At 40.9% G+C, this 6,469-nt stretch carries 16 protein-coding genes; all 16 read left to right on the top strand.

Annotated features, from left to right (window positions below; all coding sequences use genetic code 11):
- Positions 1–110: 110 nt before the first annotated feature.
- The 16 genes from H6G97_RS42890 to H6G97_RS42820 all read left to right on the top strand — a co-directional run bounded on the left by H6G97_RS42890 (position 111) and on the right by H6G97_RS42820 (position 6,246).
- Positions 111–542 carry a hypothetical protein gene (locus tag H6G97_RS42890; protein ID WP_242055984.1) on the top strand — a complete coding sequence of 144 codons (432 nt, stop codon included), beginning with the start codon at positions 111–113 and terminating at the stop codon, positions 540–542.
- Between the two features lie 7 nt (positions 543–549).
- Positions 550–765 (top strand): hypothetical protein, encoded by a 216-nt coding sequence (locus tag H6G97_RS42885; RefSeq protein ID WP_190946628.1) that lies wholly within the window; start codon positions 550–552, stop codon positions 763–765.
- On the top strand, positions 762–989 hold the full coding sequence (locus tag H6G97_RS42880; RefSeq protein ID WP_190946627.1) for a hypothetical protein: 228 nt from the start codon (positions 762–764) through the stop codon (positions 987–989). The genes H6G97_RS42885 and H6G97_RS42880 overlap by 4 nt, the downstream gene beginning before the upstream one ends.
- Positions 990–1,017: 28 nt before the next feature.
- Positions 1,018–1,278, top strand: a complete 261-nt coding sequence (locus tag H6G97_RS42875) for a hypothetical protein (protein WP_190946626.1) — start codon at positions 1,018–1,020, stop codon at positions 1,276–1,278.
- A 14-nt stretch (positions 1,279–1,292) separates the two neighbouring features.
- Positions 1,293–1,667 (top strand): ERF family protein, encoded by a 375-nt coding sequence (locus H6G97_RS42870; protein WP_190946625.1) that lies wholly within the window; start codon positions 1,293–1,295, stop codon positions 1,665–1,667.
- A 22-nt stretch (positions 1,668–1,689) separates the two neighbouring features.
- The gene (locus H6G97_RS42865; RefSeq protein ID WP_190946624.1) at positions 1,690–1,890 is read left to right on the top strand and encodes a hypothetical protein; all 201 of its coding nucleotides are present in this window, start codon (positions 1,690–1,692) and stop codon (positions 1,888–1,890) included.
- Positions 1,891–1,940: 50 nt separating this feature from the next.
- Positions 1,941–2,228 carry a hypothetical protein gene (locus tag H6G97_RS42860; RefSeq protein WP_242055983.1) on the top strand — a complete coding sequence of 96 codons (288 nt, stop codon included), beginning with the start codon at positions 1,941–1,943 and terminating at the stop codon, positions 2,226–2,228.
- Positions 2,229–2,242: 14 nt separating this feature from the next.
- Complete coding sequence (locus H6G97_RS42855; RefSeq protein ID WP_190946623.1) at positions 2,243–2,470, top strand: hypothetical protein; 228 nt, start codon at positions 2,243–2,245, stop codon at positions 2,468–2,470.
- A gap of 18 nt (positions 2,471–2,488) precedes the next feature.
- Positions 2,489–2,767, top strand: a complete 279-nt coding sequence (locus tag H6G97_RS42850) for a hypothetical protein (RefSeq protein ID WP_190946622.1) — start codon at positions 2,489–2,491, stop codon at positions 2,765–2,767.
- Positions 2,768–2,783: 16 nt separating this feature from the next.
- Complete coding sequence (locus tag H6G97_RS55130; RefSeq protein ID WP_277883432.1) at positions 2,784–2,906, top strand: hypothetical protein; 123 nt, start codon at positions 2,784–2,786, stop codon at positions 2,904–2,906.
- Positions 2,903–3,148 (top strand): hypothetical protein, encoded by a 246-nt coding sequence (locus H6G97_RS42845; protein WP_190946621.1) that lies wholly within the window; start codon positions 2,903–2,905, stop codon positions 3,146–3,148. Before H6G97_RS55130 ends, H6G97_RS42845 begins: the two co-directional genes overlap by 4 nt.
- Positions 3,149–3,446: 298 nt before the next feature.
- Positions 3,447–3,791: a MerR family transcriptional regulator gene (locus H6G97_RS42840; RefSeq protein ID WP_242055982.1), complete on the top strand. Its 345-nt coding sequence runs from the start codon at positions 3,447–3,449 to the stop codon at positions 3,789–3,791.
- A complete protein-coding gene (locus H6G97_RS42835; protein ID WP_190946619.1) occupies positions 3,781–4,491 on the top strand; it encodes a hypothetical protein in 711 nt (236 codons plus the stop codon). The genes H6G97_RS42840 and H6G97_RS42835 overlap by 11 nt, the downstream gene beginning before the upstream one ends.
- Before the next feature lie 163 nt (positions 4,492–4,654).
- Positions 4,655–4,786: a hypothetical protein gene (locus H6G97_RS55125; protein WP_277883431.1), complete on the top strand. Its 132-nt coding sequence runs from the start codon at positions 4,655–4,657 to the stop codon at positions 4,784–4,786.
- A gap of 281 nt (positions 4,787–5,067) precedes the next feature.
- Complete coding sequence (locus H6G97_RS42825; protein ID WP_190946618.1) at positions 5,068–5,784, top strand: hypothetical protein; 717 nt, start codon at positions 5,068–5,070, stop codon at positions 5,782–5,784.
- 75 nt (positions 5,785–5,859) lie between these two features.
- Positions 5,860–6,246 carry a four helix bundle protein gene (locus H6G97_RS42820; protein ID WP_190946617.1) on the top strand — a complete coding sequence of 129 codons (387 nt, stop codon included), beginning with the start codon at positions 5,860–5,862 and terminating at the stop codon, positions 6,244–6,246.
- Positions 6,247–6,469 lie beyond the last annotated feature (223 nt).

Raw genomic sequence — 6,469 nt, 5'->3', positions numbered from 1 at the left:
ACTAGGGCTAAGTTTCCGTCCAAGAAGCCAGTACATAAGGGGGCAGGAGTTAAATTGGAAACACTTACTTTTTCTGTAATCAATACTGCTTAGAGCTTAACCGAACCGTATTGAGAATTCTCCTACCTCCAACCGACCCCAACGCAGAGGTGCAAGAGATTCCTCCCTACAAGCTGGTTTACGTGAATGGAGCTTGCCCCAAAGTTTATCGCGTGTACAAAGCTGATTCCATGATTGGAGTGATATTTCAACACATTACTCATTGGTCGAATGCAGTAGATAAGATTCGATACGCCGACTCGTTGGATGCAGCAGTGGGATTAAACGACTTCATGGTGATGACAGGTAGATTAACAGCAACTACAGAACAACCATCCACAGAAGAGGAATTACTCGATAAAGAATTTGATGCACTGACGAGTGACGAGTGGGAACGGTTAAAAAGGTATGTTCCACAAGCTTGCTTATTTAGTTGCAGCGTAAAAAACGAGGTGGGCGTTGCTGCCCACTTCTTCAATAAGACTGTTTTACTCACTTCATAATATAGCAATGTCACCCATAGAAATACTACAAGAATTCAACTCATGCTACCTGAAGATTCAGGCGATCGTTCAAGATGAAAACTGGCGGAAATTGATTGCTGATAAGAAGATTGACCCAGAAGCAGCAACTCACTTGGGCGATACATTGCATTATTTGGCTGAGGTAATGGGTTGTGTAGAAGAAATTGTTGAAGTCAAGTTTAATCAAGAGGCAGAAGTATGAAACTCTACGCAACCAGTATTCCTCAATTTTTGCCAAGTTGGGCAAATGTTATATCGAATAATGCAGGTTTGATTGAGGTCGAAATTAATGATGAAGACCCTGGCTTTCATTCAATGATTGAGGAATTATCTACTGAAATTGAGCCAGGAATTATCGGTGTAAAAGCTAGCGATTTGTGTTTAATGTTCAGCATCGAGATGGTTGATACTAACGAAGAGAATTAACAACCAACATATACCAAAACCGAATCACATGAAATTCACAACTGTATCTGTTAGCTACTCTAGGAAATTCAATCTAGGCGACTACGAGTCACTGGAACTAGGTTGTTCTCTATGGGCGCAAGTCGAGGATGGGGAAGACGCGGATGGAATAACACAATTCCTCTATCATCAAGCCAAAGCTTCAGTAAAACTTGCGGCAATGCCTGTCTTGAAAGCCTCAGAGTTTCAGATAAATAAGGTTAAGTCTAACAAAAAAGTGTCTGGTGATATCAATGAAAGTGATTGGTAAACAGGAGCCGGACAATGCAAGAACTAATCAAAGCTTTAATTAAAGCAAAGGCAGAGTTTAACCCCATTCAAAAAGACGGTACTAATCCTCACTTCAAGCACAAATATGCAACGCTAGATGCTGTATTAGATGCTGTCACTCCCGGACTCAGCAAATGGCTACATTCTCGAAATGTTACAAGTCCAAGTGAGCTTGATTCTCTTCAGATTGATGAACTAATAAAGACCATGTGCTTGGCTTGGGCTGGTAATAAGTTTGGACATCCGAATCATGCTATTAACTCTTATCAGAAACAGGTAATCGATGCTGTATTACGAGGTGTTTCTGAGATGGAAGCAATTCAAGCATGGATGGAAGGTGCGCTTGCACAATTACCTGAACTGAATTGAATAACACCAATAGGAAAATATCATGCCGCGAAAATCTACTCATCCTACTCCTACTGATAATTCCTCACTATGCATACAATACCTGCGTCGGTGTGGGGGTAGCGCTCGATTGTGTCATATTAACTTCAGTTTGTCAGTTATTCAAACCTTGATCAATCAAAGAAGGGTAAAGATTAGCAATACTGGTGCAGGGTTTTTTATTGAATTGGAGGATTCCAAATGACTAATCACAAATAAGTTGTTTACCAATCTCAATTAGACCACAAGAGTAAATTGTCTCTTCGCCGACGTACTAGGAGAAGATTCAACCCCAGGATTTTCGTTGATCGCACCATAGAAACAACTGCAATTGTATCTCTACTGTTGACTGGTTTTTCAGGAGTCGGAGCAATGGCTTGCTGGGGGCTGGAGATTATCGAGACTAATAATCCCAACGTAATCATTTCTGGTTGGCAGCAACAGAAAAGTATTTGCTTGGGTGTAATGCTGGTCAGTTTTTCCGCATTCTTAGGGACTTCTTTAGTCGGAGCAAGCCTCAGTACTCAACGAGATAAATTTTAGGGAGAGAAACAACGATGGAACTCAAGTTAACTACATCAGAAATTCGGACTATTTTACAAGGATGTCAATATACGTTGCGGCTTGTGGGGAGTAGTAAAGATTATCGCAGGCTTCAATCGTCAGAGCATTTTTCTACATCAAACGATGTAGTCCTAAATGATGCGTTCAATGTTTTAGAAGAAATAGTAGATGCAATTGATGGTGTACAGCAAGCGACTCAACAGCAAACAAAAAGAATCTAAATTTAGAGGAGCAAAAAAATGACGTTAACTCTAGATAATCGCTCTCGAAACAAAGAATCGTCTCTGACAAAAGCATTGCGGCAGATACAACAGCTAAACTCCAAGATTCAAGAGTTGGAGCAGCAGCATCAAGATTATGTGCAGAAGCAACAAAATCTGATTAGTGCCATTGCCGAAATCTGTGTTTCTCCAATGCAGGAAATACAGGCGCTGCGGATTCTGATTTATCGAGGAGAAGCAGCTTGTCGGCAGTATTTACGTTCAGTGTTGGTTAAACAAAGTCAGGCTTCAAAATGACCATAGGGGAAATCATTTGCCCAGTTCATATAAAAGAGCCAACCATAAATTAAAGCGATCGCCACCGGACAAAGAAGGTGATCGCTTCTGCGAGAAATGGCAGTTAGCTCAAAAGTTAAGTTTTGGGGTAAAAGTATGAGCGCACAAACTGAAGAAATCAAAGAACTTGACCCGTTAGTTTTTTGTGAAATTTGGGGATTAAGTTACGAGCAAGCTTCAGAATATTTAAATATTAGAGCCAGAACAATGACAGCGTATGCTTGTAGTAAATCTTCTAAAACTCATCGTCAACCATCTTCGAGAGTAAAAGCTTTAGCCGCAATACATCATAATAAATGGTTGAAAGAAGGTAAGAGCTTTCGCCCCGAAGGAGCTTGGTAAATATCCCACTGAAAATTTATGAGTTATCAACAAAGTTGTCAACTTAGTAGCTTGAACCGCTTGGCGCGGTTTTTTATTATAAAAGAGCAAGGTCAATAGACAGTCAATAGACACTGGTCATTGATATCCACATGGACATCCATATTGATATCCATATTGACACTTAGATGCTACGGATATTGACTATCTTTTTAAGGCTATTGATACGGATTTGACTAAGTTCATGGAATCAGAATGGAGAAAACAACTTTTTAATCAAAAACGAAGCCGATCAGGGGTAAATCCCTTAGTTTTACCAATGTCAAAAGCGAAAGCGGCGAAAATTTTAGGTATTTGTCCCCGGACATTGGAACGATGGGCAAAAGTCGCTTCTTTGATTCCAGAGTATAGATTAATACTTTTAAGGATGCAGACATTAGCCCAAGAGAAAAATCTCCGTGCTGCACCGATCACATCTTATCAAGTGTGGGTGGTAGGAAAGATTGGTGAATTATTTGGAGATATCACTCAAGGGATTGACAAAAAAGCTCTCGTCGAAGCAATTGTTGAAGCAAATAAAGTCGAGTACACCCGCGCCCAGTTTGAACAAGAGCAACTGGGATTTACATCACACAGTTTAGGAGAAACACATCATGTCGGATAGCATATTTACTCGTGCAGAATTGTTTGAATTATTAAGTGCCAATTACAGCACACAACAAATTATTGCTGGATTAGAACAACTGGCTCAGTCAGATCCAACAGTTGACCCAAATGCAGAAGAATTTCCTGTAGAAATCAGCGATCGCTTAGAAAAGTTGTTCAATCTAGCGCAAGCAACCCTCGACAAATCGAAGCTGTTAGGAGGTGAGAGCAATTTGGCGAATATACAAACTCATGCCATAGAAAGTGTGAGTGAACAATTACATCTTGCTGGAGTCAGTCGGGAAACTTTTAAAGCATTCTTGGACATCGTGGCAGGCAAGGCTGTTGCTCAAGCGCTGGCAGTTCATGAATTTGAGCAAGAATTGTTCGATGAAATCACCAGTGAACTTGATGCTCGTTCATTACAGCGACGGACAGAGCAAGGCTTTGATGAAATAGCGTTTATTTATCAGTTGGCCAAGAATCCCGAAATCAGGCAACAAATTACCCAAGAGTACGGGTTAAAGACTGGGGATGAGGTAAAGAAACAAGTTCAAACCCTGACTACCACTGCAACTGTTGGTTTTGACCCAAAAGCATTTTTAGACGAATTAGGAGTGCCGACATCAGAAAAAAAGTCTACACGACCCGCGACAATTCAGGATCTGAAAAATTTGACACGCTCTTTGTTGAGCAAACAAATTCAGTCGCCAACTTAAAATGGCGCAAGTTCTTCGAGCAGAATCTTTTCGGATTCTCAATTATTTTTTTCTTAATTTGTATTGGGCTGTCTGTTTACATTCGTGTTGCTAATGCACCGCCGCCCCAAACAACACAAAGTATCGATGGGCAACAACCGTAAAATATTCCGGTTGAGTGACAATGAAATACCAGAAGCAAGCGATGTTGGGATTATTGGGCATGGGGTTAATCGCAAGTCCTTGGTTATCGCAACTGCCAGCCCAATTCAAAACTTACAACAGTGGCATTACTATTCGTGAGTCAGAGAACTAGAACGTATTAAAGCCGAGCAAAGGGCAGAAACCGCCGACAAAATTAACTCTCTTGGAGTTACGCCCTCATTCAGTAAGTTACGAATCAGGAACTATTTAGACTCAAAAAAACGTAACCCTAGACCCGACATTACAGGTTATTTAGAAGATGAGACAGTTTTTGTGTATGACTCAACTGAGTTATGTATTGGGCGAATTGAACAAAGGCAATGGAAATGGAAATATCGGTTCAAAAACGCTTGTAAGAATTCGCCACTGTACCAAGATTCCCGTAATTGATTTATGAAATATCTCACTCCAAACAAATCTAATTCACAACCAAAACCAGAATCATCACCACAAAAAGAGCCGAAAAAAGGAGGGAGTGACTACCTAGAATTATTAGCTCGGTGGATTGTGGCATTAATCTCACTGCCAGTCATCTTTATCTCACATATCATTGCCCAATTCGTTACCCCAGGCACACCCGGATACAAGCTGGTTGGTGCAATTGGTTTCTGGATTGGTACACTCCTTTCTACTGATAGCATCTGGCAAGTTTTATTCCAGGGAAAACCGATTTTTCCGTGGTTTGAGCAAGAATGGATCGGTTGGATCGGTTGGTTACAATTACCGTTCAATGTGTTGTTTTGGATTAGTTTTGGCATCTCGGCATTAGTGCAAGTGATGGAAGCGCGAACCTTACGTGGTAAAAATCCCCAGCAAGCCAAGCATGAATTTGAAGATTCCAAGCAATATACTTTGGGTACAAAACCGACTGGAAACATCGATTTGACAGTCGCGCTCTGGGGTGATTATAAAGCTGCTGGCATGAAAGAACGTCATACAGGTGGAGCGATCGCACTATTTTTCTGGGTTTTGGATCTGACTACTACCTTCGTTGGCCGTAATCCCTTCCGCTACACTAACCCAGGTTTAATCCTGGCTTGTTTTGCTTACAACGTAGTTTCAATGATGGCAGGCGAGATTGGTTACGGCATTTGGAAACTTACTAAATAAGGCAGGGGAGCAGGGGAAGCAGGGGAGCAGGGGGAGAAAGAGATTGCTTAATAAATAGAAAATACAAGCAAAGAGATGAATAAACAGGCTATTAAAGACCATAAGGATTTAGAAGTTTATAAAATGGCATTTGATACAGCTATGCGGATTTTTGAACTTTCTAAAAGTTTCCCGATAGAAGAAAGATATTCATTAACAGATCAAATTCGCAGATCATCCCGTTCTGTATGTGCGAATTTTGCAGAAGCATGGAGAAAACGGCGATACCAAGCAGCATTTATAGCTAAATTAAATGACTGTGAAGCAGAGTCAGCAGAAACTCAAACTTGGATTGAGTTTGCTGTTAAATGCAACTATCTTAATGTTGAATCTGGCAGAGAATTGTATGGAGCCTATAATCGCATTCTTGGTGGTTTAGTCAACATGATTAATAATCCATCACCTTGGCTAATAAAACATTAGCTCCCCCTGCCCCCCTGCGATCCACACTACAAGACTTCACTAAAATGAGAGAGATGCAGCAAGAAATACCAATGCTAGGAACCAAAGAAACGGCACTTTTACGTGACGACTACCCCAGCATTGAGTATTTGGAAGCTGGGAATACCGCCTCTTGGTTACAGGAACGTCAAGATCAGTTATTAGTCCGCGCCAAAGATGAGCGTAATGGCATGAATCTTGCTAA

Source organism: Nostoc flagelliforme FACHB-838 (assembly GCF_014698065.1).
Lineage (GTDB): Bacteria > Cyanobacteriota > Cyanobacteriia > Cyanobacteriales > Nostocaceae > Nostoc > Nostoc flagelliforme_B.
Note: the sequence above shows the minus strand (reverse complement) of the source record. Positions and strands in the feature narration are given on the sequence as shown.

Excerpts from the sequence above, each read along its gene's own strand:
- H6G97_RS42885 (WP_190946628.1), top strand. The coding sequence starts at position 550 with ATGTCACCCATAGAAATACTACAAGAATTCAACTCATGCTACCTGAAG.
- H6G97_RS42880 (WP_190946627.1), top strand. The coding sequence starts at position 762 with ATGAAACTCTACGCAACCAGTATTCCTCAATTTTTGCCAAGTTGGGCA.
- H6G97_RS42875 (WP_190946626.1), top strand. The coding sequence starts at position 1,018 with ATGAAATTCACAACTGTATCTGTTAGCTACTCTAGGAAATTCAATCTA.
- H6G97_RS42870 (WP_190946625.1), top strand. The coding sequence starts at position 1,293 with ATGCAAGAACTAATCAAAGCTTTAATTAAAGCAAAGGCAGAGTTTAAC.
- H6G97_RS42865 (WP_190946624.1), top strand. The coding sequence starts at position 1,690 with ATGCCGCGAAAATCTACTCATCCTACTCCTACTGATAATTCCTCACTA.
- H6G97_RS42855 (WP_190946623.1), top strand. The coding sequence starts at position 2,243 with ATGGAACTCAAGTTAACTACATCAGAAATTCGGACTATTTTACAAGGA.
- H6G97_RS42850 (WP_190946622.1), top strand. The coding sequence starts at position 2,489 with ATGACGTTAACTCTAGATAATCGCTCTCGAAACAAAGAATCGTCTCTG.
- H6G97_RS42845 (WP_190946621.1), top strand. The coding sequence starts at position 2,903 with ATGAGCGCACAAACTGAAGAAATCAAAGAACTTGACCCGTTAGTTTTT.
- H6G97_RS42840 (WP_242055982.1), top strand. The coding sequence starts at position 3,447 with ATGTCAAAAGCGAAAGCGGCGAAAATTTTAGGTATTTGTCCCCGGACA.
- H6G97_RS42835 (WP_190946619.1), top strand. The coding sequence starts at position 3,781 with ATGTCGGATAGCATATTTACTCGTGCAGAATTGTTTGAATTATTAAGT.
- H6G97_RS55125 (WP_277883431.1), top strand. The coding sequence starts at position 4,655 with ATGAAATACCAGAAGCAAGCGATGTTGGGATTATTGGGCATGGGGTTA.
- H6G97_RS42825 (WP_190946618.1), top strand. The coding sequence starts at position 5,068 with ATGAAATATCTCACTCCAAACAAATCTAATTCACAACCAAAACCAGAA.
- H6G97_RS42820 (WP_190946617.1), top strand. The coding sequence starts at position 5,860 with ATGAATAAACAGGCTATTAAAGACCATAAGGATTTAGAAGTTTATAAA.